The organism is Serratia sp. H402Y, from assembly GCF_051172415.1.
GTDB lineage: Bacteria > Pseudomonadota > Gammaproteobacteria > Enterobacterales > Enterobacteriaceae > Serratia > Serratia ureilytica.
Map to the genome: position 1 here is coordinate 1580381 of NZ_JBPIYZ010000001.1, position 25009 is coordinate 1605389.

16 protein-coding genes are annotated in these 25009 nt (G+C 59.7%); 3 read left to right on the top strand and 13 right to left on the bottom strand.

The annotated features are described in order from the left end of the window. Positions 1-43: 43 nt before the first annotated feature. A complete protein-coding gene (locus tag ACSBQS_RS08005) occupies positions 44-1819 on the top strand; it encodes a sigma-54-dependent Fis family transcriptional regulator (protein WP_129993089.1) in 1776 nt (591 codons plus the stop codon). Between the two features lie 58 nt (positions 1820-1877). On the opposite strand, the gene ACSBQS_RS08010 is transcribed toward ACSBQS_RS08005, so the two are convergent. After that, positions 1878-2795 carry an ABC transporter substrate-binding protein gene (locus tag ACSBQS_RS08010; RefSeq protein ID WP_089191740.1) on the bottom strand — a complete coding sequence of 306 codons (918 nt, stop codon included), beginning with the start codon at positions 2793-2795 and terminating at the stop codon, positions 1878-1880. A 149-nt stretch (positions 2796-2944) separates the two neighbouring features. Between ACSBQS_RS08010 and ACSBQS_RS08015 the strand changes: the two genes are divergently transcribed. Continuing rightward, positions 2945-4138: an MFS transporter gene (locus tag ACSBQS_RS08015; RefSeq protein ID WP_072627657.1), complete on the top strand. Its 1194-nt coding sequence runs from the start codon at positions 2945-2947 to the stop codon at positions 4136-4138. Positions 4139-4168: 30 nt separating this feature from the next. Here ACSBQS_RS08015 and ACSBQS_RS08020 read toward each other — a convergent pair whose 3' ends face one another. The 7 genes from ACSBQS_RS08020 to ACSBQS_RS08050 form a co-directional block, all read right to left on the bottom strand. Continuing rightward, positions 4169-4981, bottom strand: a complete 813-nt coding sequence (locus ACSBQS_RS08020) for a hypothetical protein (protein WP_046687028.1) — start codon at positions 4979-4981, stop codon at positions 4169-4171. 22 nt (positions 4982-5003) lie between these two features. Further along, the gene (locus ACSBQS_RS08025; RefSeq protein ID WP_197749819.1) at positions 5004-6176 is read right to left on the bottom strand and encodes an MFS transporter; all 1173 of its coding nucleotides are present in this window, start codon (positions 6174-6176) and stop codon (positions 5004-5006) included. Continuing rightward, positions 6173-6982 carry a hypothetical protein gene (locus ACSBQS_RS08030; RefSeq protein ID WP_015377860.1) on the bottom strand — a complete coding sequence of 270 codons (810 nt, stop codon included), beginning with the start codon at positions 6980-6982 and terminating at the stop codon, positions 6173-6175. Before ACSBQS_RS08030 ends, ACSBQS_RS08025 begins: the two co-directional genes overlap by 4 nt. A gap of 3 nt (positions 6983-6985) precedes the next feature. Beyond that, the gene (locus ACSBQS_RS08035; protein WP_033643048.1) at positions 6986-8434 is read right to left on the bottom strand and encodes a radical SAM protein; all 1449 of its coding nucleotides are present in this window, start codon (positions 8432-8434) and stop codon (positions 6986-6988) included. Then, entirely contained in the window at positions 8434-9711 is a 1278-nt protein-coding gene (locus tag ACSBQS_RS08040) for a glycosyltransferase (protein ID WP_434990195.1), read from the bottom strand. Before ACSBQS_RS08040 ends, ACSBQS_RS08035 begins: the two co-directional genes overlap by 1 nt. Before the next feature lie 76 nt (positions 9712-9787). Then, complete coding sequence (locus ACSBQS_RS08045; protein WP_197749820.1) at positions 9788-11164, bottom strand: glycosyl transferase family 2; 1377 nt, start codon at positions 11162-11164, stop codon at positions 9788-9790. 277 nt (positions 11165-11441) lie between these two features. After that, positions 11442-13547 (bottom strand): putative bifunctional diguanylate cyclase/phosphodiesterase, encoded by a 2106-nt coding sequence (locus ACSBQS_RS08050; RefSeq protein ID WP_033634528.1) that lies wholly within the window; start codon positions 13545-13547, stop codon positions 11442-11444. A 1024-nt stretch (positions 13548-14571) separates the two neighbouring features. On the opposite strand from ACSBQS_RS08050, the gene ACSBQS_RS08055 reads away from it, so the two are divergent. Beyond that, positions 14572-17502, top strand: a complete 2931-nt coding sequence (locus ACSBQS_RS08055; RefSeq protein ID WP_332107758.1) for an autotransporter domain-containing protein — start codon at positions 14572-14574, stop codon at positions 17500-17502. A 444-nt stretch (positions 17503-17946) separates the two neighbouring features. Here ACSBQS_RS08055 and ACSBQS_RS08060 read toward each other — a convergent pair whose 3' ends face one another. The 5 genes from ACSBQS_RS08060 to pqqC form a co-directional block, all read right to left on the bottom strand. After that, entirely contained in the window at positions 17947-20382 is a 2436-nt protein-coding gene (locus ACSBQS_RS08060) for a glucose/quinate/shikimate family membrane-bound PQQ-dependent dehydrogenase (protein WP_342164698.1), read from the bottom strand. 149 nt (positions 20383-20531) lie between these two features. Next, positions 20532-22841, bottom strand: a complete 2310-nt coding sequence (gene pqqF / locus ACSBQS_RS08065) for a pyrroloquinoline quinone biosynthesis protein PqqF (RefSeq protein ID WP_197666502.1) — start codon at positions 22839-22841, stop codon at positions 20532-20534. 2 nt (positions 22842-22843) lie between these two features. Further along, positions 22844-23980, bottom strand: a complete 1137-nt coding sequence (gene pqqE / locus ACSBQS_RS08070) for a pyrroloquinoline quinone biosynthesis protein PqqE (protein WP_197666501.1) — start codon at positions 23978-23980, stop codon at positions 22844-22846. Beyond that, positions 23973-24251 carry a pyrroloquinoline quinone biosynthesis peptide chaperone PqqD gene (pqqD, locus tag ACSBQS_RS08075; protein ID WP_033643059.1) on the bottom strand — a complete coding sequence of 93 codons (279 nt, stop codon included), beginning with the start codon at positions 24249-24251 and terminating at the stop codon, positions 23973-23975. Before pqqD ends, pqqE begins: the two co-directional genes overlap by 8 nt. Next, positions 24251-25006, bottom strand: a complete 756-nt coding sequence (gene pqqC, locus ACSBQS_RS08080) for a pyrroloquinoline-quinone synthase PqqC (RefSeq protein WP_042784491.1) — start codon at positions 25004-25006, stop codon at positions 24251-24253. Before pqqC ends, pqqD begins: the two co-directional genes overlap by 1 nt. Between the last annotated feature and the right edge of the window lie 3 nt (positions 25007-25009).

Sequence of the window (25009 nt, forward strand, 5' to 3'; positions counted from 1 at the left end):
CCATGATACATATTTGCAACACTTGCAGCCGGGGGAGAAACGCATGTTGCCTGACGATCGCTTGCTCACTGAGAGCGCCAGTTTGCTGACCCACCCGCTGGCGGAATCCTGGCAGCGCAGCCGCAGTTACGGCCTGACGCGCGCCGATCAACATATCCCGTTTATCAAAGCCGGTCTGCTCGAAGAACTGCGCAGCCGCAACGACTGGGTGCCGCAACGGGTACAGCCGCTGATCGAACAGTTGGGCGCGCAAATTACGCGTCAACCGGCCATCGTGGTGATCGCCGACGCCGACGGGCTGGTGTTGGAAACCCGTGGCAATCACGATTTTCTGCACAAGGCGTCGCGATTTGCGTTGGCGCCGGGCAACCAGTGGGGAGAAGCGGAGCGGGGCACCAACGCCATCGGCACTGCGCTGGCGCTGGGCGCTTTCTGCGAAGTGCGCGGCGATCAGCATTTTCTCAACCAAAACGCCGGATTGAACTGCACCGCCGCGCCGATCTACCGGCCGGATGGCCATATTGCCGGCATACTGGATCTCTCTGCCCCGGCCCAGCGCCCGTATCCTGATGCGCAGCGTCTGATCATGCAGGCGGTGCGCCATATCGAACACCGCTGGGTCAGAAGCGCGATCGCCGATCGTCACTGGACGCTGCGCCTGCACGCCGACGCTGGCCGCCTGGGCAGCGCGCAGGAACTGCTGCTGGTGTTTCACGACGAAGTGCTGATCGCCGCCAATCGGCTGGCGATGGTCGAGTTCCAACTCTCGCCGGCCGCATTCGGCTCGCTTGAATTCGCTCAGCTGTTCCCCGATCTGTTGCGGCAACCCTCCGGCGCGCCGCGCCAGACGCTGGCCGGCAATCAACGGCACTATTATTCGCTGCTCGAGGCGCCCCAACGCCGCGTTAGCGCTCTGCGTTCGACGCCGCCGGCGGAACGGCACGACGAGCAGCATCAGAAAGCGTTGCGTATTCTCAACGCCGGCCTTTCTCTGTGCGTGACCGGCGAAACCGGCTGCGGCAAGGAGCACTTCAGCCGCCGCCTGTTTCAGGAAAGTCGCTGGCGCAACGGCAACTTCGTGGCGATCAACTGCGCGGCGCTGCCGGAACCGCTGATCGAGTCCGAACTGTTCGGCTATGCGCCGGGGGCGTTTACCGGCGCCAACCCCAAAGGCTATATCGGCAAGATCCGTGAGGCGGATGGCGGCGTGCTGTTCCTCGATGAAATCGGCGACATGCCGGCGGGCCTGCAAACGCGCCTGCTGCGGGTGTTGCAGGAGAAAACGGTCACGCCGCTCGGCAGCCGCAGCGCCTATGCGGTCGATTTCGCGCTGGTTTGCGCGACGCACCACGATCTGCATCGGCAGGTGCAAACGGGGGCGTTTCGCGAAGATTTATTGTATCGCATACAGGAATACAGCCTGCGCATCCCGCCGCTCAGAGAGCGGGCGCAATTGGAGGCGTTCATTCTGCAGCTGTGGCGGGAGCTGGGCGGCGAACGGCGCGACATTCGCCTGTTGCCGGAGGCGCTGGCGATGCTGGCGCGCTATCCGTGGCCCGGCAACGTGCGGCAATTGTTAAGTACGCTCAAGGTGCTGCTGGCGCTGGCGGACGATCGCGCGGTGCTCACCCTGGACGATCTGCCGCAGTCGATCGCGGTGCTGTCGCCGCGCCAGGCATGCGCCGACGCCGGCGGCGAGGATCTGCAGGCGGCGATCGACAGGGCGGGCGGCAATCTCAGCCGGGCGGCGAAGGCGCTCGGCGTTTCGCGCAGCACGCTGTACCGCAAGCTGGGGAGGCGAAAAGCGGCAGAGGAATGACGCTTCTCGATTGACCGGCGAATAAGGCCCCGCTGCGCGGGGCCTGTTTGTTGCTCTCTCAATCCCCCAGTCCCGGCGGGTTAATCTCGGAATGGGCAATCTTCTCGTCGCTCTCCGCCCAGCGATCCAACACCTGCAGATAACTGCCGTTGGCGATGGCGCTGTTGAGCGAAGCCTGCACCGCGTCCACCAGGCCGTTGCCTTTCTTCAGCGTGACGGCGATGTTGGCGGTCTTCGGCCAGCCGCCGGGCACGATGCCCACCAGCCGGGTTTTACCGGTCAGCCGCGCCTGATAAGCGCCGGAGACGTTGGGCCCGAAGGTGGCGTCGGCGCGGCCCGACTGAATGGCCAGCGTGGAGGCGGCCTTATCGGTGACGTACACCGGCTGCAGCGGCGCTAATCCCTTGGCGCGGTTCTCCTTGTCCCAGGCCAGCAGCACCGCTTCCTGATTGGTGCCGGAATCGACGATGATCTTTTTACCGGCGATATCCGGCGCCGTTTTGATCTGGGTGATTTTACTGTCGGACTTGACGTAGAAGCCCAGCGTATCCTGCCGATAGGTGGCGAAATCGAATTTGGTTTTGCGTTCGTTGGTCACGGTGATGTTGTAAACCGCGGCGTCATATTTGCCAGAGGCCACCCCCAGCGGCCAGTCTTCCCACGACGTGGGCACCAGCCTGAGTTTCAACCCCAAACCGTCGGCCACCAGGCGCGCGATGTCCGCCTCGCTGCCGATCACCGTTTTATTGTCGCGGGCGTACAGGCCGAACGGCGGGCCGCTGCCCAGCAGGGAAATGGCCACCGTCAGCGTGCCGGGTTCCACGAACCGGAAGCCGGCGGGGATTTTGGCCACGGCTTCGGCGCTCTTCACCGTGTGGATCGGCGTTTCGTTGGCGACGAGATCCACGCCCGGTGCGGCGGCGGCGGAAAAACTCAGCAGCGCCGCAATCACTATCATCTTTTTGCTATATATCATTATGTTAATTACCTTCATTATTATGGGTGTCACACGGTCGTTGCACTATCTCTAAAGGCTGCAGATCTGTGAACGAACAAAATCAACTAACCAATCTTGGAAAAATCATGAGGCGCCTCTGGCGGCGCTGAATCGATCGAGGATGAACCATGTCGTCGCGTTTCGCTACGTTGGGCCGCATACCGCGCGGCGTGTGGGTATTGGGTGGCGTGAGCCTGCTGATGGACGTTTCCTCGGAAATGATCCATAGCCTGTTGCCGCTGTTTATGGCGACGACGCTCGGCGCCAGCGTGATTGTTATCGGTCTGATCGAAGGGCTGGCGGAGGCGACGGCGTTGATCGTCAAGGTGTTCTCCGGCGTGCTCAGTGATTACCTCGGCAAACGTAAAGGGCTGGCGCTGCTGGGCTATGGGTTGGGCGCCATCAGCAAACCGTTTTTCGCCATCGCGTCGTCGTCCGGCATGGTGATGAGCGCGCGCCTGCTGGATCGCGTGGGCAAAGGCATTCGCGGGGCGCCGCGTGATGCCCTGGTGGCCGACGTGACGCCGCCGGAAATTCGCGGCGCGGCTTTCGGGCTGCGCCAGTCGCTGGATACCGTCGGCGCCTTTTTAGGGCCGCTGCTGGCCGTCGGTCTGATGCTGCTGTGGCACAACGATTTTCGCGCCATCTTCTGGGTGGCGGCGATCCCGGCGGCGCTGGCGATTGCGCTGCTGTTTTTCGGCCTGAAAGAGCCGGCCGCCGCGATAACCCACAAGCGCACCAACCCGATCACTCGCGCCAACCTGCGGCTGCTGGGGCGCAGCTATTGGTGGGTGGTGAGCATCGGCGCGATCTTCACGCTGGCGCGCTTCAGTGAAGCGTTCCTGGTGTTGAAGGCGCAGCAGGGCGGCACGCCGCTGGCGCTGATCCCGCTGGTGATGGTCGCCATGAATCTGGTCTACGCCTGCTCGGCCTATCCGTTCGGAAAACTGTCCGACCGCATGAGCCATGAAGGATTGCTGAAAGCCGGGTTGCTGGTGCTGATCGCCGCCGACCTGGTATTGGCGCTGAGCGATCATTGGGGCGGGGTGCTTTTTGGCGTCGCGCTGTGGGGCGTGCACATGGGCATGACCCAGGGGCTATTGGCGGCGATGGTGGCGCATACCGCGCCGGCGCACCTGCGCGGCACCGCGTTCGGCATGTTCAATCTGATCAGCGGCGTGGCGCTGCTGCTGGCGAGTCTGGGGGCCGGAACCCTGTGGGAGCTGTTCGGTTCCGCCTCCACCTTCTACGCCGGGGCGCTCATCTGCGTGGTGACGCTTATCGGCATGAAGCTGGCGCCGTTCGGCGAACGGCGGCCGTGAAAGCGGCGGCGCTCAACGCCGCCGCGCGGTTTACGCCGGATGGGCGTCATTCTCGTTGCCGCCAATCGCCAGGTAATCCGTGTAGATTTGCGGCGCGCCGGAGAACGACGCCAGTGTTTTCCACTCGTCGTACATGCGTTCGGTGTCCTGATGCTCGGCCACGAACCTGAGCGCTTGCTCGGTTGAGACATCGAGCTCCGGATGGAACGCGTTGAGCGACGCCAGACTTTCAATGATCAGCATCACCGCGTATTGGTCCAGCCGGTTGCCGCTCTGGCCCTTCAGCAGGTGAAACTTCCAGCCCGGGTAGTCTTCCACGCGGTGGATGTTGTCGGTAATGAACCGTTCAAACCGCTCGGGTGAGACGCCCGCTTTAAGCGCCAGGTTATGAATGCCGATGACACGCTGAATGCTTTCCTTCCCTGGTTCGCTGCGGTAATTGGGGCCGGGCGGCAATGAACTGCGGCTATTCTCGGCCACCAGACGGTAACAGGTGTAAAGGGTCGGCAGTTCGGCGAAGGTCGCGAAGGTTTTCCACTCCTCAATCAGCGCGGCGGCCTCCGGACGCTGCCGCCAAAAGGCGTGCGCCTCGTCGGTCAGCTCGCCGTTGCCGTCGATATAGCGCGCGTAGGTGGCGGCGTCTTTAGCCTGATAAACCATCAGGTACTGATTTTCACGCTCGCCGCGCAGGCCGCGCAGCAGCGTCCATCGCCAGCCGGGATAGGCCGGGATGGCGACGCCTTTATGGCGAACGAACGCTTCGAAACGATCCGAGGCGACGCCCCGTTTCAGGTTGATTCCCACGTAGTGCAGGGAGAAAACCGGCGTGGTTGATGCATGCATTAAACGATCCTCGCAAGTTAAGTTAGTGAGATGTGTTCGTCACGGCTTTGGCGCTGATGCTGACCAGCAACAGGCACAGCAGCGTGCAGCCGAACGCCAGGGCCAGGCTGGTGTAATTGGCGATAAAACCGATCAGCGCCGGGCCGGTTAATAAGCCGAGATAGCCGACCAGCGTCACGGCCGGAAACGCCTGGCCGGGCGGCACCTGTTTTTGATTGCCGACGGCGTTGAACAGAATGGGAACGATGTTGGCGATGCCCAGGCCGGCGAGCATCAACCCGCCAAAGGCGGCCGATGCCAGAGGGACGGTGACGGTCAACAGCACGCCCGCCGCGGCGCACAGGCTGCCGAGCAGCAGAGTGCGAAAGCGCCCGATTGCGCCGATCAGCCTGTCGCCATACAGCCGCCCGCAGGCCACGGCGACGGCGTACAGCGTGAACCCGATCCCCGCCTGCGATTTGGCCACGCCGCGCTCGGCATGCAGGAATAATGCCGACCAGTCGAGCATCGCCCCCTCGGTCAGGAACACGAAGAAACAGAGCAGGGCGATAAACAGGATCTTGCCGTGGGCCAGCGCCCACCGCGCGCCGCCCCGTCGCCGCTCGCCGATGCCGCCGTGCGCCAGTAAATCGCCGGCGACGATCAGCAGCAGGATCGCGATGAGGAGGGCGATCAGGCCGATGGCCTGGGTCGGGGCGAGGCCCGCCAGCAGCAACAGACTGACGCCGCCGGCGCCGGCAATGCCGCCAAGGCTGTAGAAGCCATGAAAACCGGACATTTTCGCCTGGCCGCTCTCCCGCTCGACGATTATCGCCTGTGAGTTCATCGCCACATCCATGATGCCGTTGACGGCGCCAAATACCCCCAATGCCGCCCCCATCAACAGCGGAGCATCGAGTAACGCCAACAGCGGCAAGTCGATGCACAGCAAGGCGCCAGCGCCCAGCAACACGGCGCGGCACCCCAGTTTGGCGATCAGATACCCGGCGAAGGGCATGATCGCCATGGAGCCGGCGGCGAGGCAAAACAGCAGCAAACCGAGCGCGCCGTCATCGATGCCCAATCGCGCTTTCACGAAAGGGATCAACGGCGCCCAGGCGGCCATGCCCAACCCGGCGAGGAAGAAGATCGCTCGGGTGGCGATTTGCCGGCGATGATTCTCAGCAGCCTCGCCGGTTAGCCAAGGCAGCATCATGACGATCGGCTCTGTGCGACGGACAGATAATCGGTATAAATCTGCGGTGAACCGGAAAATGACGCCAGTTGCTTCCACTCTTCATACATTTGCTTGGTGTCGCGATGCGCTTTGGCGAAGGTTGCCGCTTCGGCGGTGGCGATATCGGGCTCCGGATAGAACACGTCCAGCGCCGCCAGGCTGACGATTTCCATCATCACCGCGTACTGATCGAGCCGATTGCCGCGCTCTCCCTTCAGCAAGTGAAACTTCCAGCCCGGATAATCCTCAATGCGATGGTGATTTTCGGCGATAAAGCGTTCGAATTGCGCCGGGGTCACGCCTTCGCGCAGCGCCAGATTGTGGATGCCGATAATGCGCGCCTCGGGCGGTTCGCCCGGCCGTTCCCGGTAGCGCGGGCCGGGCGGCACGTCGCTTTTTCTGTTCTCAGCCAGCAGGCGATAATCGCTGAACAGCGTCGGCAGCAGGCTGTAGGTGCCCAGTTTTCGCCACTCGGCGAGGATTTCCTGCGCGGCGGCATGCCGCCGCCAGAATTCGTGCGCGTGCGCCGTTCGCTGCCCGGTGGCGGTGACGTAACGATCGCGCTGCTCGGCGCTGTCAATCTCGTACAACATCAGGTATTGCCCGACGCGTTCGCCGCGCAGGCCGCGCAGCAACGTCCAGCGCCAGCCGGGATAACAGGGGATATGCACGCCTTGTTCGCGCACGAAGGTTTCAAACTGTTGTGGCGTGACGCCGGCTTCGGTATCGATGCCGATGTAATAAAAGCTGAATACCGGTTTGGGATCGGAGACTGTCGTCGTCATCTTTCACTCCTGATTGGCGAATGCGGCGGAAAATTGGGTATTGATAATGGCTTCGACCAGCGTGACGCCGATGGGCGTGAGCGTCACGCACGGGCCATCGACAGTGACCAGCGCTTTATCCACCAGGGTTTTCAATGTGCGGCGGATGACCGGGTTAGCAAACAGGCTGTTGCCGTCAAAGCGCCGTTTAAACACCCGATCGTCCACCGGCAGCAAGGTGGAGAGCGCCATTTTGAAGGCGTTCACTTCACGCTGGATCGGGGAGAAACCGCGGCTTTCCTCGATGGGCAGGCGGTCTTGGTTGAGCGCCTCCTTGTACTTCTTGTAACCGGTGATGTTGATGGCTTCGGATCGCGTCGATTTGGAGCTGCCGCCCAAACCGATCGCCACTTCCGGATACTGCTTGTCGAGATCGGTGATGAGCGCTTTCCACTTTTCCGGCTGTTGATCATTGCGGTGAAAGTACATGGTGGGGTGTTCGGTATAGCCGCCATTCAGGTAGTTCTCGACCAGCTCGCGCATTTGGTACTGTTTGCCCAGGCCAGGGAAGCGCAGGTTGTTGATGCTGATCAGCCCCTTTTTCTGCCACAGGCTTTCGCGCTCGCCCGAGACGCCGGTGCGATTTTTAATAAACTCATCCATGTGCAGCTTGGTGCAGACGACGTGCGACAGATTCAGCTCGAGGGTTTTTTCCATGTCGTATTTCACGTCGTCCACGCTTTGGCCCAGCATGCCGTAAATGAGATCCACGCTGACCCAATCAATGCCGAGCGCGCGCGCATGATGAATGGTCTCCACGCACTCTTCGGCCGAGTGCATGCGCCCGCAGGCGGTGATGATGTCGTCATTGAAGGATTGGGTGCCGAAACTGATTTTGCTGAAGCCGAGCTCTTTCAGCAGCGCCAGATAGGCTTTGTTCAGGGTGCCGGGCTCCCCTTCGAAGCGCAGGGTGGCGTTGGTGAAGTTAAAGTGGCTGAAGTAGAAGGCCATCATGCGGCGCAGTTCCGGCTCCGGCAGCAAGGACGGCGTGCCGCCAAAGACGTTGAATTCACCGATTTCCACTTCGGCCAGGCTGGGCACGCGCGCCAGCCACATTTGCGCCTCCTTGATGTTGAAATCGACCAAATCGCGGAATACCGCCTGAGAGGCGGGCGCCTTGGGATTGAGGATCACCGTGGGGTACTGACAAAAATGGCAGCGATAGCGGCAGGTCGGGATATAGGCCCAGAGGTGGATTTTGCCCGCCTGGCGAATGTCGGCCTCCATATCGGCAAAAAACGCGGCCAGCGGGTAGTCGACGAGATCGCCGGGGAACACGTGACAGCCGAACGGATCCTTATGGACGTACTCCAGAAAGGCCCGGTTTTCCGGTTGCGCCAGGAACGCGTTCACCCGCGGCGTGGGATAGTTTTCATCGATATCCAGCAATGAGTGCAAGGCTTCGTCGTTCATCAGAATACCCCTCCGTTGCCGAAATAGTTGTGGGCTTCGCCGGACTCGCGGTCTTCACAGAAGTAATAAACAAAGCGGGTGAAATCCTCGTCTTTGACCGTATCGAAGCAGGCCGGCAATGCGGGCGGGAAGCCGATATCGTCACCGACGGCGCGCCGCATGGCGGCAAACAGCGCATCGCGAAATTCGAGGTAGAGCCGATAGGCGGGGGTTTTATAGGCATGGATCGGTTTGAAATCGATGAGGCGCATCTCGTGTTTCAGCTCGTGAATGCGGCGGTAGAGGCTGTCGGCCAGCGGGCCGGAGAAGAAATCGCGCACTTCGCTGTTTTCCAACAGCAGATACGGATTGAGCAGCACCGGCAGTAAGATATTCTTTGGCGTGTAGTCCTTGACCGAGTAGTCCCAGGCCAGTTTCGCCTCCGCCGGCGTGGCGTCCGCCAGCGCGGTTTTCTGTCGCTCAACGTCCGGCCGGACGTCCTTCATGATAATGATGCCGTCCTTGCCGTAGGCGATGCCGTTGATCACCTCATCGAGAATGGTGTCCACCCGGCGGCTGTTGATCTCAACGTAAGCATGGCGAGCGTAAACCGGCTTGCCGCCGTAGGCGATGACCTTAATGCCGAAGTCCCAGTCGTCGGACAGGTGTTCGACAAAGCGGCCATGGTTGAGCTGGTAGAAGATTTCGATGCCGCCTACCGCGTCATACAGGCTGCGCTCCACCCCGAACCCTTTGCCGTCGGGGAAGCCGCCGAACAGGGAGAACGAAAATTCGCGCAGACGCAGCGTTTTTTGGATCTCGCGGAACAGGTTGGGGCGGTGCTCAAACTCTGCGGGAGGGTAGTAATAGTTGCAGGTGCCCAGGTCGCCTTGTTGCTCGATCATGGTATTCACCAGCTCGTAAAGCCAAAATGCATCCACGGTGCAATCGGCATCGGCGGAAACGATATAGTGCTTGCGTTTATTTCCCAGCCGGCTGTCGCGGGCTTTAGAACGCAGCGACGCATAGTCCATGCCGCGTTTTCTGGCCGAGGAGACACCCTGCACCGTTTCGGCGATAACATGAATGGTCATAGCCGGATGCCTTTCACTAAACGCGTTTATTTTAGCGACGGAATCATCGGTGGAGTTGTTATCAACGACAATCAGTTCGTAAGTGTCGTGGGTGATTAATTCATTCTTGGTGTGCTGATTAAACAGCGAAAGTAAAACCGCCTCAATACGGTCGCTTTCATTATAAACGGGCAGTACGACAGACACAAAAACAGTATCACGCATAGATCCTCCAAGGGCTAATGAAAGTCCACAGTTAGAAATGGCTTGTCTGAAAATGAAATGTCACGTCATTCGATGATTAGCTGATATTTAAGAACTCCATGACGTTGTTGGATAAAATCCGCTTGCCCAGCGCGTAATTCTTTTCCGCCACGCGCTTCATCTTCTCCTTGTTATTAATGAACCGGTAGACTTCCTGGATGAATTCGTCGTTCGGCGGCCCATCCTGTAACTCGGAGATCGGCATGACGGGCGCTTCAAACCCATGCCGGCCGTAGACCTCGTGATAATATTCGTAGCGAGTGGTGATATAGCAACGGCGGCAACTGATCGCTTCGCCGATAGGATTGCCATAGCTATCATAATCATACGAGGTGAGAAAAGAGACCAGGTCGCAAGAGTGATAGAGGTCCTCTATGCAAAACGCGTCGTTTTCCGAGCGCATATCGACATGGGGAAGCATGCCGACGAATTTGACATAGGGGAGAACATTCAGTTCCTGCGCCAATTTGGCGAGTTGCAGATAACATGACGGATTTTCATATTCATTGCCGGCGATCGCCAAATAGGCGCGTCGCGTGTTGTGGTCGCGGATAAATAAATCGTTAAGCCGGCTGATAAGCACAATATCGCGATCCAATCTTTTCTGAGGGATGATGCGGGTGGTTCTGGCAATGAGAAGATCATTGTCGCGAATATTCATCTGCTTTCTGACATTCGTTCTTTCATGACTGTCTGAGAAGTCATAGGTATTTTTCTTTACCTCGACATGGACATCATGATTGCACCAGGCCTCCAGCTTTTGCTTCAGATCGTGATTGAGCGTGACATAGGTAATGTATTTTGAAGGGATTGGTTTGATGGCGTGAGAATAAGGCGGCGGGCCGTATTTGAGCACCTTTTTTTCGCTGTTCCACATCAGGTCATGATCGCGCCAGATGACGAAACGCGTCAGTCGATAACGTCGGCCATAATCTTCGATCGCCAGATACAGCGCTTTGGTATAGATGATGTTTTCCGGCAGCGTGCCGTTTTCCACCACCACATGACTGATTGCGAGCGCTTCCCATTGGGCGACGAGGCGATCCGCCAGCTGCCGCGCCGTCAACGCGATGGTATGCAACAAAGCGGCTTTTTCTTGCTCGTCAATGGGCGTTTTCTGGCCGATCAACGCCGCGTGCGCGTACTCGAGAAAGGCGGGGTGGTAATCTGGAATCGACGTGATGTCGTCCAGGCGGACCAGCGTAAAGACATCGCGGTAGATGTCATGCTCATGCTGATAGGGTTTATTAAAGTTTCCCTTATCAATCTTGATGTCGTATCCCAAATCAAGATAAGAGCGAAATCCACAGGCTTGCAGTCGTTTGGCAATCTTCATTGCTTCCACCGTGATCCCCGAGACCGAGACGGCATCGAACGAAATGAACATTGCATTCTTCTCTTGCCTTTCGTGCATCGCAGTACCTCCTGCTATTATTTGTAGTGCATTGATTTAAATTAACTATTTCTTAACAAGTCTCCGGTAACGTTCCCAATTGAGTGGAAAAAGAATCGTTTTGACGCTCTGGAATACACTCAAATCTGACAGAACGGAAGCTTAACCGTTCAAAAATGTAAAGATACGTTTATGCTTTGTGAGGGCTCTCACAAATATTCCGGTGCGGGAGGCGTGAAACAAGCAGAGGAAAAGAGGGGGGATCAAGCCCCCCGAATGTGGGGCATGCGATGCCGATTTAACGATTCGCCATGCCGCCTTCGGCAGGCTGAAGTATCGCCTGCAGCAGCGTCGGCACCTGCTGGGATCCCACCGCCGGGCTGAACAAAAACCCCTGGCCGATATGGAAACCGGCTTCGCACAGCGTTTGGCGCTGCTGCTCGGTTTCCACGCCTTCGGCGATGATATCGATCGACAGCTTTTGACCGAGAATGCCGATGCTTTCCACGATCGCCAGGATCGCCGGTTCGGTGTTCATGCGTTGAATGAAGTCGCAGTCCAGCTTAATGCAGTCCAGCGGGTAGTCCATGATATGGCTGAACGAGGAGTGGCCAGTGCCGAAGTCGTCCAGCGCGATACGGATACCCATCTCTTTGAGCATGTGCAGCGCGCGCAGTACGTATTTCGAACCGTGCTTGTTGAACGCGTGTTCGGTCACTTCCAGTTCGATCAGGTGGTGGGGAATGTGGAACTTCAGCAGGCGTTGCAGGAAGGTTTCGGCGTAGTTGTCGCGTAAAAACTCGATCGGCGACACGTTCAGCGAAATGGGCCGCACTGCCACGCCGGCTGCGCGCCAGCGGGCGATATCGGCGAAGACTTTCAGCTGCATGGCTTCGCTGATTTTGGTCGCCAGTTCGTAGTCGTTGAAGGCCTCGCTGACCGTCGCCGGCAGCTGTATGCCGTTTTGCGGGCAATGCCAGCGCAGCAGCGCTTCGAAGCCGACGATGCTGCCATCGGCGAGGCTGACCTTCGGCTGGTAGTTGGGGCGAATGCAATTATCGCGCACGATCTGGCGCGCGTAGTTGAGCTGACTGGCGCGGGCGCGGGCTTTGTCCATCATCTTGCTGTCGAACATGTAGACGCCGCCGCGGCCGCCTTCTTTCAGTTCATACAGCGCGGTATCGGCGCACTTCATCAGCTCTGACGCATCGCGGGCATCTTTGGGATAGATGGCGCCACCGATGCTCATGCCGCAATGCAACGTCTTGCCGCCGTGGGTGATCGGCGTCTCCAGCTGCAGCAGAAACTTGTTGGCGATGCGGAAAATATCCTGCTCGTTTTCGACGTCGCTGATCACGACGGCGAACTCGTCGCCGCCGAGGCGAGAGACAAACGAATGGGTATTCATGCAGGCGCTCAGCCTTTTGCCCAGCACCCGCAGCAGATGATCGCCCGCCGCGTGGCCCAGCGTATCGTTCACCAGTTTGAAATGGTCAAGATCCAGCAGCATCAGCCCGAGCGACTTGTTGCCGTGCAGGGCGCGCTTCATCTCTTGCTTCAGCTTTTTCTTGAAGAGGCGTCGGTTGGGCAGGCCGGTCAGTTCGTCATACTCGCTGGCAAGCAGCAGGCGTTGCTCCATCACGCGCTGCGATGTCACATCCCGTGAGACGCACAAGATCTCGGCCACGGCCCCGTGCTCATCGCTGACGGGAGAGAGGATGTTGTCCCAATGCTGTTTTTTGCCCTGCGGCGTCACGCTCAATCCCGCGAAGCGCGCATTCTTACCGGCTTTGACGCTGCGCAACGCTTTGCTGCCGCGGCGGCGAACTTCGGGCGACAACAGCCCCAGCCAGGGCATGCCAAACTCTTTTTGCGCCGGATCGAGGCCGAGCGCCAGGCTGCCGGAGCGGTTCATGTGGCGCAGCGTGCCGTCGCGATTGATCACTTTGATGCAGTCGACGCTGGCGTCCAGCATGTCTTGCTGGATAGAGAGCGCCTGAACGTTTTGCTGGCGTTGCAGCATTTGCGGATGGATGTCTGTAGCGGTGAGGTACCAGCTGGGCTCCAGCGCCTTGCCGTCCTGGCGGGCGTTAAACGCCAGCATAAACCACCGGTAGGCGCCGCTGCGCTCGCGCAGACGGGCTTCGCCGGCGAACGAGGAGAGGGCAACGATGGCCTGGCGCCATTGCGCGGCCAGGCGTTCGCGATCGTCAGGGTGCAGGGCCTCGAGCCAGTCTGCGGCGCCGTGCTCACCGGCGATTGCGCCGGTATAGTCGCGCCACTGCTTGTTGAAGTAACCGCCAAGGCGGTTGCCGAAACAGATCAGACCCGGCAAGTCGTCTACGATTTCGCTGTAGAGGTCGATCGGATTTTTGTTATTGGTCTGCTCGGGCAACAGGCTCATGCGGTATTTCCTCGGAAAATTACCCATATTCTTGCTCTATAGCAGAGCCTCTTTCAATATAGTCTTGCCAATGAAAATGGGAATAGCCAGCGGGCGCGGCTAAAAATCGGCCTGGTAGCATGAAATAGATTACGCAAGAACGCATTAGGAATACTCCTGTTATTTATAAGCCCCTCTTATATTGCATCGAAAAATAAGTGCTCCGACCAGGCGGTTTAATAACCGCAAAAAAGTAATCAAACCTGATGTTTCTTTTTGAGGAAATGTTCAGTCTTTCTGCTGCTCTTTCACTCGTCATACCGCCTCTCTTATGCATCATGACTGACAAAATCCGCATGCCGGGCGGTAAAAAGCGCCATGTTATGCCCGGCTCAGCGGTGGCCGACGCACTTGTCGCCGACGTTTGCGGTGAAAGTTATGATGCAAATCAAGAAATGTTTTGTTTCATCTGTTGACACTTTGCTTACGTATAAGATAGCCTCGCGAATGAAAATCATTAACAAAACTGGATAATTGAGCGGGATGCACTCACAGCCTGATTCTCGCGCTTCGGCCGGATGGCCGAGCCGTGCCGGTATAACGGCGCCGGGTTTATCGCCGGCAAACGTACATTCGCCACCTGTCTGCACTTCTGCGCCCTAAGCGTATGGCGTGGTGACATCTTCATGTCCGCACGCCCGAATTTTTATCACTCAGCCTGTTTTATGCGGCCCGCGTCGGGCAGGCATGCGTTATCTGTCGTTTCACGATCATAGGAGGTTTCAGCGCAGTTAAAACGTCAGTTTTCTTCTGGGTATAAATAAACATGGAGCGTAAAATGATACTTAATAAAAAATTGAAGTTAGCGTATTGCGTGTTTCTTGGTTGTTATGGCTTGTCTCTTCATTCATCTCTTGCCGCTTATCGGGAACCAGGACAATTAGGTTCGCCCGACAGTTGGAAAACCGCAGAATTTAATCGCCAATGGGGGCTTGAGGCTATTTCCGCCGAGTTCGCCTATGCCAGAGGCTATACCGGAAAAGGCGTGACGATTGGCGTTATTGATGATGCCATTCTCTCTCATCCGGAATTCGCCGGTAAACTGACGCGGCTGGATAACGGCAGCTATAATTTCTCGTATGATAAACAAGATAATATGTCATTCGGCACGCATGGCACGCATGTCGCCGGTATTGCAGCCGCCAAAAGAGACGGCTCCGGTATGCATGGCGTCGCCTACGACGCGGACATTATCGGCGCCAAGTTGAACGACTTCGGCAACCGCAACGGCCGCGAAGAACTGATCCAGAGCCCAGCCCGGGTTATCAATAACAGCTGGGGGATCCCACCGGCGGTCAGAAAGGATGCCAATGGCAACACCATTTGGCTGCCGAACGGGCGGCCTGACTATGTGGCGTGGGTGAAAACCGACGTCATCAATGAAGTGATGCGCAATAAGTCCAACCTGGAATGGGGCAGCGAGCAACCCGTGCCCACCGGCGGACACAGCGCCATGGCGACGCTGCTGCGCGCCGCCAAGCATGGCAAGCTGATCGTTTTCTCGGCCGGCAATTACAATAACTACAATATTCCTGAGGCGCAAAAGTCACTTCCCTATGCTTTCCCTGAGGTATTAAACAATTATCTGATCGTGACCAATCTGAGTAATAACGATAAGTTAAGCGTTTCCTCAACCAGCTGCGGACATACGGCCAGTTTTTGCGTGTCAGCGCCAGGCAGCAGTATTTACAGCAGCGTAGGGGAGCTGGTTTCCAATACCGGCGGGGCGGTGAACCGCGAAGCCTATAATAAGGGCGAGCTGACGGTTAAACCCGATTACGGAAATATGTCGGGCACCTCAATGGCGGCGCCGCACGTCACCGGATTTGCCGCCGTATTGATGCAGCGCTTCCCTTATATGAGCGCCGCTCAAATATCCGCGGTCATCAAAACCACCGCCACCGATTTAGGCGAGGCCGGCATTGATCATTTATTCGGCTGGGGCCGTGTCAATTTACGCGATGCGATCAACGGGCCGAAGATGTTTATCACCCAAGAGGATATTCCGCAGGAATTCTATGTGCCGGGTTCCTACAGTGAAAAACAGTTTGTGGTGAATATCCCCGGTCTGGGGAATATCGTCGAAGCCGGAACCCCGGTTGAGCGGCGTTGCACGTCGGGCGAATGCGACTTCGATTCGTGGAGCAATGACATCCGCGGCCACGGCGGGTTGACCAAAACGGGCGCCGGTACGCTGGCGCTGTTGGGCAATAATACTTACAGCGGTGACACCTGGGTGAAACAGGGCGTACTGGCGATCAACGGTTCGGTGGCGTCCAATGTCTATATCGAAAATAGCGGCACGCTGGCCGGCGACGGCACGGTGGGGGCATTCAGAGCGGTTCGGGGCGGCAGCGTGACGCCGGGAAATGGCATCGGTACGCTGCACGTGTTGCATGACGCCGTGTTTGATCGCGGCTCGGAGTATAACGTCGAGGTCGCAGACAACGGCCGCAGCGATAAAATCGAAGCGCGGCGCGCTTTCCTCTACGGCGGCAGTGTGAACGTCAGCCTGGAGCACAGCAAAAACCTGCTGTCGCAAAATGAGGCGCAAAGCCTGCTGGGCAACAAATACACCATCCTGACGACGACGGATGGCGTGACCGGCCGCTTCGAAAATGCCAATCCTTCGTATCCGTTTGTCAATGTGACGCTGGACTATCAGGGCAATGACGTCGGCCTTGGGATCACGCGCACCGCCGCCCGTTTTGACAGCCTGGCCAGCACCGAAAACGAGAAAGCGGTCGCCCGTGCGGTGGAAACGCTCAACGCCACGGAACCGGTCACGGAAACGGCCAAACGCAGCGTCGCGGCGCCTACCGCTGAAGCGCTAACCGCACTGCAGGGCGTTGAAGGCGAGGCGACAGCCGTTACCGAAGCGACGAGCCCCGTGGCCGGCCATCCGGTTTATGAAAGCTTCCTCGGCTTCACTTCGGCCAGAGAATTGCAGCAGGCGACCCGTCAACTGTCCGGCCAGATCCACGCGGATATGGCTTCCGCCCAGATCAACGAAAGCCGTAATTTGCGCGATACCGCCACCGAGCGATTGCGCCAGGCTGAAGGCCGCCGCACCGCTTCCGATATCAAAGCGGATGATAATGGCGCCTGGGCGAAACTGCTGGGCAACTGGGGGCATGCTTCCGGCAACGACAACGCCACCGGTTACCAGACATCCACCTATGGCGTGCTGTTGGGTCTGGACAGTGAACTGTTTGACGACAGCCGGCTGGGCGTGATGACCGGGTATACCCGCACGTCGCTGGATGGCGGCTATCAGTCAGATGCTCACAGCGACAACTACCATCTGGGGCTGTACGGCGACAAACGTTTCGGCGCGTTGGCGCTGCGAGCGGGCGGCACCTATACCTGGCATCGCATCGACACGTCGCGCTCGGTAAACTACGGCGCGCAGGCGGATCGCGAAAAGGCCCGCTATAACGCGCGCACCGGTCAGCTGTTTATCGAAAGCGGTTACGATTGGAGCAACGACGTGGTCAATCTTGAGCCGTTCGCCAACCTGGCGTACACCCACTATCGCAACGAGGGGATCAACGAGCAAGGCGGAGCGGCGGCGCTGCGCGGCGATAAGCAAAGTCAGTCCGCCACCGCTTCGACGCTGGGCCTGCGCGCCGATACGCAATGGCAGACCGACAGCGTGGCGATCGCGCTGCGCGGCGAGCTGGGTTGGCAACATCAGTACGGCAAGCTGGAGCGTAAAACACAGCTGATGTTCAAACGCAGCGATGCGGCGTTCGACGTGAACAGCGTCCCCGTTTCCCGTGACGGGGCGGTTCTGAAGGCGGGCGTCGATGTTTGGGTTAACAAAAACGCCGTGTTGTCCCTCGGTTACGGCGGGCAATTGTCGTCCAACCATCAGGACAACAGCGTCAATGCCGGTCTGACCTGGCGCTTCTGATAGCCGTTGATCCGTTTCACGCTACTCAGCCCCCATCGCAACGATGGGGGTTTTTTATTGGGCGCGCGGAAGCGACAGGCCGGGCGGCGGTGTCTTCACAGGATAAAAGCGCGTTAGAACAGGATGTTTCTAATTCTTTTGGTTAGAAAAATTGATGATAATCATCTGAAATGACTAAAAGGATTTAGGCCGAAACATGGAATTTCTCTTCATTTTATTATTTTTTACCTTATACATATCAATTGCCTGTGAGTATCACCGGCGCCGGTGGCGCGTGCTGTATCGCCGTAAGAGAAATAGAAGAAAAGGCATGAAAATGAAACGGATGGTTAATATTCTGCTGTTCAGGCAATAAACCCAAAAAAAAGGAGACGTCATGCAACGTCTCCCTCTAAATGCCCATTGAGCGCGGTGCGCCGCTTTATTTAACCGGCGTTCCGGCGATTATTTATCCAGCGCGTAGGCGATGACGTAATCACCGCGATCCGGCGACTGACGTGCGCCGCCGGCGGAAATGACGACATACTGCTTACCGGTGGTCGGCGAGACGTAACTCATCGGCGTGCCGCCGCTGCCGACCGGCAAGCGCGCTTTCCACAGCTCTTGCCCGGTGGATGAATCAAAGGCGCGCAGATAATAATCCTGCGTACCGGCGATAAACACCAGGCCGCCTTGAGTCGCCAGCGTGCCGCCCAGCGTCGGCATGCCGACCGGCATCTGCGCGCGCATTTTGATGCCGAACGGCCCGGTATCCTGCACCGTTCCTACCGGAACCTGCCACACCACTTTGCGCGTCTGCAAATCGATGGCGGAGAGGGTGCCGAACGGCGGTTTTTGGCAAGGAATGCCCAGCGGCGACATGAAGCGATTCTTATTGACGGCATACGGCGTGCCTTTGAGCGGGACCGCGCCCATGCCGGTATTCACGGCTTCACCGCCGTTGCCGGCCGGCGCGCCTGCGTCGGCTTTCTGCGGGATCATCTGCACCCACAGGCCCAGACGCATATCGTTGGCGAAAATATAACGGTTGTTCGGATCGGTAGAGAGACCGCCCCAGTTCATGCCGCCCAGCGAGCCGGGGAAGCTGAGGGAAACGTCGGTGTCCGGCGCGGTGAACAGGCCGTCATAACGCATCGATTTAAAGCTGATGCGGCACATCAATTGATCGAATGGCGTAGCGCCCCACATGTCGGACTCGCTGAGCTTCTGCGCGCCAATCTGCGGCATGCCGACGGAGAACGGCTGCGTGGCGGAATATTGCTCGCCCGGAATGGTGCGGGTCTTCACCGGCAGTTCCTTCACTTCGGTCAGCGGTTTGCCGGTATGGCGATCCAGCACGAAGATCTGCCCGCTTTTGGTGCCGATAACCAGCGCAGGGCGGGTGGTGCCGTCCTGCATCGGGAAGTCGAGCAGGCTGGGCTGCATCGGCAGATCGAAGTCCCACAGATCGTTATGCACGGTCTGATAGACCCATTTCTCTTTGCCGGTGGTCGCGTCGAGCGCCAGCACCGAGGCGCCGTATCGGTGATCCAGCGCGTTGCGGTTGGCGCCCCACAGATCGACGGAGGAGCTGCCCATCGGCAGGAAGACCGTGTTCATCGCCGGATCGTACGACATCGGCGCCCAGGAGTTCGGGGTGCTGCGCACGAAGTGTTGATCCGGTTTCAGGGCAGCGTTCGGCTGCGGATTGCCCGGGTCAAACGCCCAGCGCATTTCGCCGGTGATCACGTTGAAGCCGCGCAGCACGCCGCCGGGCATATCGGTTTGCACGTTATCGGCAACGCGCCCGCCGACCACCACGGTGGTGCCGGCCAGCGTCGGCGCCGACGTCAGTTGATATTTCGGATCGGCGGCGTCGCCGAGACCGGCCTTCAGGTCTACCACGCCCTGGTTGCCGAAGTGTTGGCAGAATTCGCCGTTGTCGGCGTTAATCGCCATCAGGCGCGCGTCGATGGTGTTCATCAATATGCGCCGTTGGCAGCTGTCGCCGGCCGCCAGCGCGACGGGCGCGGCGGGGGTTGAACCCGGCACGCTCGGCGCGGGCAACGGCTTGTTGACGTCGAAGTAGGCCAGGCCGCGACAGCGGTTCCATACCTGCGACTTGGCGTTGACTTCTCGCCGCCAAATTTCTTTGCCACTGTCGGCGTCGACGGCGATCACATTGTTATGCGGCGTGCACAGGAAAATGCGGTTGCCGATCTGCAGCGGCGTTTGCTGATCTTCCGCGCCGTTGCCATCGGGACTGATAGGGATGTCACCCGTATGGAACGTCCAGGCGACTTTCAGCTCCCGCACGTTATCGCGGGTGATCTGATCCAGCGCGACGAAACGGCTGCCGCCCGGCGTATTGCCGTAGTTATCCCAATCTTTCTGCTGTTGCGCTTTATCAACCGGGATCAGCGGCAGCGGCTGGCCGCTGAAGGCAACGGTGGGATGCGGCTGGAACATTTGGACAAAGGCGCCGACCATGCCGACCGCCAGCAAGGCGGAGAGCAGGTAAGCCGGCTTGGCCAACGGCGCTTTGCCTTCGCGCTTACGCAGCTCCGGCCAGGTGAGGAAGGCCAGCAGCATCAGGCCGGTCGGCACCATCAGGCGGGAAATCAACGGCCAAAAATCAAAACCGGCGTCCAACGGCGCCCAAATGACGGTGCCGATGAACACCGCCAGGAACAGCCAAACCGCTGAGGACTTGCGGCGGAAAAACTGAATGGCCGACAGCAGGATGACGAGGCCGGCAATCAGGAAGTAGGCACTGCCGCCCAGCGAGAGCAGTTTGCCGCCGGCGACAGTGAAGAACAGGCCGGTGGCGGCCAGGATGATGCCCAACAGGCAACACCATAGCGTAAGTTTTATGCCCGAACGTGCATTGGCATCTGACATTGAATAATCTCCAATAACATACTGATTCTTAAAGGTGAAAAGGTCGTTATTGGCGACTATTGTAACATTGATGGAGGTGCGCTTGTTAAGGATATGTAACTGTTTTTATGAGGGAAAAGCCGACGTTATCGGCACAACCTCGGTTTGGCTTAGAGGAATATCCGTTTCTGCCAGTGTACGAGCTGCGCGGCAGGCAGAGAGGCAACCTGCGCCACCCGGTGGCGATTTTCCAGGGCGATTTCCCGGGCGCGTTGCAACGGCTCGGCGCTGAGGCGCTGCACGCTTTGCCGCAGCGCCTGTTGCGCCAGCGCCAGTTCGCCGGTGCCGAGATGCGCCAGTTCATGGCGCATCTGCAGCAAGAATTCGTCGGTTAACTGCCGCAGCTGCTCAACGGCGAACGTCGGGGATTGCAGCGCAAACAGCAGGCCTTCGGCATCGGCGCTGCGATGAAAGGCGCATTGCACCACGTAACCCACGTTGCGCTCGACGCGCAACTGCTGGAAGTAACGCGGCGCGTAAAGCCGGGCCAGCACGCGCAGCGCCCAACGGCCTTCGGCTTCGTCGTTCGGCAGCGGGTAAAATTGCAGCAAGGCGTGTTCTGCGCCGCTTTCCGTCAGGGTGACGGGGTGGCGATGCAGAGGCGTCGGCCGCTGAGCCTCGTCGGTTATGGGAAAAGGAAAGTCATACAGCAAATGCGACAGCCGCCGCTTTAACTCGCCGTCGCCGCCGACCAGGGTGGCATGCCAGAGTGGGGCCGTTGCCGTTGATACGCTCAACGCCGCCGGCAATTGGGCTAACAGGCGGCGAATGGCGATATCGTTTTGCGCTTTGAGCTGCGCGTGGCGCAGGTTTCTCGCCGCCTCGTTGATGACGGCCGGCGGCAGCGCCGCCAGGGCTCGATTCACGACGTTCAGACCGTGGCAGATCAGCGCTGCGCTGCCCGCCAGCTGTAACAACCACACGCCCTGGTGGCGATCGAAGCTTAAATGTCCCTCCCGATGGGCTAACTCGGCCGCTCCAGGGCGCAATGCCGCCTGCAAACCACAGGCCTGTTCTTCGCTGAGAGCGCCATGCGGCGATGGGCGCAGCAGCAGCACCGGCTGTGCTTCATCGGGGCGCAGATGCCGCAGCGGCGCCTGGCCGGCCGGCAGGGGCGGGATCGGCAGCGCCGCCGAGGTGGAGAAAAAGCGGAAAGGATCTATTGTGGGCGTCGGCACGGTGCGGACGAAGGGCGCGAGCGCCAACGGCAGCCCTTGAATTTCACGCGTTTCACCGCCTCCCTCAGGCAGCACGGCCAGACGGCGATGCGGCGCGCTAATCAGCGCCGAAATATGCCGTGGCCAATCGTCGTTCGGCTCCACCGGCGGCAGCCCAAATGCTCTGGCGCGCAACTGATCGAGCGGCGCCAAACGGTGGAAATCGCGGTTTGCCAGTTGCCCGAAGTGCGCAAGCTGAGCCGGTGTCAGCGCGATCAGCGCCTGCAACCAGGCCAGCAAGGCGCTTTCGATGTGGGCGGCTTCAGACGCCGCGCCGTGATTGACGGTAAAAATAAAACTCAGTAGGGCGCTGTTTTCAGCGCAGCGAGCGTAATCCAGCCTAACGGCGTCGGCCCACGCGTGAGCGCGCAGCCGTGCCAGCAGCCCGCCAGGGGCTTCGTCCAGCAATAAACGCTCCAGCCGCCGCAGCCAGCCGCGTGAACGGGAGTGCGGCAGGGCAAACACCAACCGCAGCTGCGGCGCGCCGGGCAGAGACAGCGTGTAATCTTGCCCGGCGGCCAGCGGCGGCAATGCCTCGGGCGGCGCGACGCTGCCCGGCGGCAAGGCGCCGCCGTAGCGCTGCGCCAGCGCATGCAACTGCTCGAGCGATTGCGGGCCTTGCAGCCACAGCGTGATGTTCGGCGCGCGGTAATAGTGGTGGTGAAACTGCCGCAGCGCCCGTTGCAACGCGGGAATATCGCTGCCGAAAGCGGCGCGGCTGCCGATATGAAAGCGGTGCAACGCGTCAATGCCGCTGAACATCTGCCGCTGCGCCGCTTCGCAGCGGGTTTCATCGTCGGCGCGCAGCAGGCGATATTCGGCGTCGATGACCTCGATCTCCTGGGCGATTGACTCAGCCGTCAGCTGTGGGACGGCGAGCATATCGATCAGCCTGGCCAACCCCTCCGCCAGCTGTTCGGCGCCCACCTCAAAGAAAAACGCGGTTTGCGTGGCCTGGGTCGTGGCGTTTAACCGGCCGCCGACCGTCGGCGTCCAGCCCATCAGCCCATCCTGCGCGCTAAAGTTCATGCTGCCGCGAAACAGCATATGCTCCAGCAGATGCGCCAGGCCCGGCCAGGCGGCAGGCGCCTGAAAGCTGCCCGCCTCGATGCGCACCAGCGCGGCGGCGGCCTCGGCGTCAGGCGTGCTTATCGCCCTGACGGCCAAACCGTTATCGAGCTGCCACGAGGCGGCGAGTGTCATCGTCAGCCCTTGAAGATCAGTCGGGAGTTGGTCTGATTGCGAAAACGCAGCTGATCGATGCCGATCTGCGAGCGATTCGCCGCTTCACGCGCCGCCAGAATGGTGCCATGGTGCGGCGACTTGCCGCACACCGGATCGGCGTTGTCGGCGTCGCCGGTCAGCATGAACGCCTGGCAGCGGCAGCCGCCGTAGTCTTTCTCTTTCTCCGAACAGGAACGGCAGGGCTCAGGCATCCAGTCATAGCCGCGATAGCGGTTAAAGCCGAAGGAGTGATACCAGATATGCTGCAGATCGTGCTCCAGCACCGACGGAAAGGCGATCGGCAACTGGCGGGCGCTGTGACAGGGTAACGCCATGCCTTCCGGCGTCACGCTCATGAAAATAGCCCCCCAACCGCCCATGCAGCCTTTGGGGCGTTCCTCATAGTAATCCGGCGTGACGAACAGCAGGTTGGCCAGCTTGCCGTCGGCAGCCATGCGCTCGCGATAGCGTTTCACCACGGCTTCCGCATCGGCGATCTGTTCGCGGGTCGGCAGCAGGCCTTCACGGTTCAGGTGCGCCCAGCCGTAGAACTGGCAGGTCGCCAGCTCGACGTCGTCGGCATCCAGCTGGATCGCCAGTTCGATGATGCGGTCGATCTGGCCGATATTATGGCGATGCAAGACGAAGTTGAGCACCATCGGATAGCCGAGCGCCTTGACCGCCTTGGCCATCGCCAGCTTCTGCTGAAACGCCTTGGCGGAGCCCGCCAGTGCGGCGTTCAGCGTTTCATCGCTGGCCTGAAAACTGATCTGAATATGATCCAGCCCGGCATCGGCGAAGGTCTGCAGCTTTTTCTCGGTCAGGCCGATGCCGGAGGTGATCAGGTTGGTGTAAAACCCGAGATCGCGCGCGGCGGCGATCAGCTCGGGCAGGTCTTTACGCACCAACGGCTCGCCGCCGGAGAAACCGAGCTGTACGCTGCCCATCGCCCGCGCCTGGCGAAACACCGCGATCCATTGATCGGTCGTCAGCTCTTTTTCCTGCGCGGCAAAGTCGAGCGGGTTGGAGCAATAGGGGCACTGCAGCGGGCAGCGATAGGTCAGCTCCGCCAGCAGCCAGAGCGGCGGATTTACCGCCGGCGCGCGTGGCTCAGTCACGGAAGGTCACCCATTTTTGTTCGTAGGCGCGCTGGAAAAACGCCAGCACGTCGTCCGCCAGCCCCTCGGCGCCGGGGAAGCGGGCGTTCAGCTGCGCGATGATGCCGTTCAGCGTGGTGTTGCCGTCAACCAGCTGCAGGATGGCGGCGGCGCTGTCGTTCAGTTTGGCCATGCCTTCCGGGTAGAGGATCACGTGGCTGTTTTGCACCTGCTCCCATTGCAGGCGGTAGCCGCGGCGGAAGACGGGGGTGTGTTCAGGATTCAGTGTCATTACACCAGCCTCTGATTGTGCCAGACCCGCGCGGCGGTCACGCTGTGGTAAGGCGGGCGGTTCAGGGTATAGGCCATGCTCATGGCGTCCAGCATGCTCCACAAAATATCCAGCTTGAACTGCAGGATTTCCAGCATGCGCTGCTGTTTTTCAACGGTATCGCAATAGTCCAGCGCCAGCGCCAGCCCGTGCTCCACGTCGCGGTTGGCCTGGCCGAGGCGACTGCGGAAATAGTCGTAGCCGGCGGCGTCGATCCACGGGTAGTGCTGCGGCCAGCTGTCGAGGCGCGACTGGTGGATCTGCGGCGCGAACAGTTCGGTCAGCGAGCTGCAGGCCGCTTCCTGCCAACAGGCGCGGCGCGCGAAGTTGACGTAGGCATCCACCGCGAAACGCACGCCGGGCAGCACCAGCTGCTCGGATAGCAGGGTGTCGCGCTGCAGCCCAACCGCCTCGCCGAGGCGCAGCCAGGCCTCGATGCCGCCTTCGCTGCCGCCGTAACCGTCGTGATCCAGAATGCGCTGCACCCATTTGCGACGGGTTTCCGGCTGCGGGCAGTTGGCCATGATCGCCGCATCCTTGATCGGAATGCTGGTCTGATAGTAGAAACGGTTGGCCACCCAGCCCTGGATCTGCTCACGGGTCGCTTCGCCGTTGTGCATCGCGATGTGATACGGGTGGTGGATATGATAATAAGCGCCTTTGGCGCGCAGTGCCGCTTCAAATGCCTGCGGAGTCAGGGGGAGTGGTTGCGTCATGGC